General features: G+C 53.5%; 1 protein-coding gene. It reads right to left on the bottom strand.

All coding sequences use genetic code 11. The features are described 5' to 3' along the window. Positions 1 to 9 precede the first annotated feature (9 nt). A complete protein-coding gene (locus GNF76_RS29200) occupies positions 10 to 1,395 on the bottom strand; it encodes an IS4 family transposase (RefSeq protein WP_069786347.1) in 1,386 nt (461 codons plus the stop codon). Positions 1,396 to 1,512 lie beyond the last annotated feature (117 nt).

Raw genomic sequence — 1,512 nt, forward strand, 5'->3', positions numbered from 1 at the left:
GAATGGCACTTACTTAACCTTCTTCGGGTGTCCATTTTTCCTGACCTCGGCCCTTGCCGCCGAGCGCGTCTGCATCAACATCGGGTAAGGCTTGGGCCTTCGTTTTATGGCGCGAGGCTCAATCCGTCCCGGCCGGTTTCCGACACGTTTCCTGGCGATCAACTTGAGTAAATCCTGCACCCTATCGTCTTGTTCGTCGCAGCTGTACTGCCGCATCGCAAGGAATAATTGAAGGCTATGTTTAAAGCTAAGCTCGCGTGGCAAGCAATCAGCTAATAGCGCGGATTTGGCCATGATCATCCGAATCAAATTATGCGCCAGCAGATACACCCATAACTCTTTTACAGCCATGCCAGGCGTCTTGCAGCTCAACGTTTCAAGCCCCAGCGTTGTCTTGATATTGCGTAGATCCAGCTCAACATGCCAACGGTCTTTGTACAGTGATTTGAGCCCAGCTTTGGGTACTTGCTGCGGGCAGTTCAAGGTGGTTACCAGGATTTTTCCGCCGGTTTTCAGTTCACGTACTGTCAGTGTTTCAGGCGCATCGTCGTAATAAGTTTGGCTCATCCAGGAAGGTCGATTCCTAGGTTTTGTCAGCTCAACCAAATGATCTTCCGGCCCCAGCGATTGCCCGAGCCGAAAGTCGGTACTGCGTCGCCTAGCGCCATATTGTTCGAACACGCCGTCGATCCCACGACGTTGCAGTTCGCACAGCAAAAAGTACGTTGCGTAGTAGGCATCGCCCAACACAATGTCGCCTTGATTCAGAGTGTCGAGCATCGTCCTGAGCAGCGTCTGCTCATCGCCACCTTTGCCTCGAAAACGTCCCAGCGAGGCATCTAAAACAGCACCGCTGGCCAGGCAAATGATTCCTACCAAACGGCAGATGGGGAAACCCAGTCCTGCTTTCTGACCACGCGATTGCGGATAGGCAGCTTGGTTGGCCGCAGTGTCTGGCAGGGTCACTGTGGTGCCATCTACGAGGCGCACCGGACGCCCCATCCAGCGCCAGGATGGTGACGCGTTGTTACTCATCGTTGATCCCGTGGAGCGCAACAATGTTGAAACCATCTCTACCGGTAACCGCGCCCGTGCTTTGCAATAAGCGCCGGTGTACACGCTGCTGGGGCTTAGCCCATCGCAGCAACGTTTGATCGAAAAATCATTCACGGCCTTCTGACAAGAACGGTCGGCATTCATGGCTTGAGCCAGAAACATCGACAGCGTTTCAGTCGGCGGGAACAACCGTTGACGATGCTTGGGCATCACTGACTCGACACGCTGTAGCAGCGCCGGATCGGCTAGCAGCTTAAAGAACGCATGGGCATTGCTGTTTTTAGCGTGCTGCTGAATGCGCTGCTGTTGATGCCTGACGATTTGACGTCTACGATTCACGCGGGCTGTCCTTATTCTAGTGGTGTGTGTTCGCAACTATCACCGTAGACCAAGGGCGGCCTTTTTTCATTTTTTTGTAGTCAGATCAGCCGGTTAGCCGTTAAGTAAGTGCCATTC

The organism is Pseudomonas spelaei (assembly GCF_009724245.1).
GTDB lineage: Bacteria > Pseudomonadota > Gammaproteobacteria > Pseudomonadales > Pseudomonadaceae > Aquipseudomonas > Aquipseudomonas spelaei.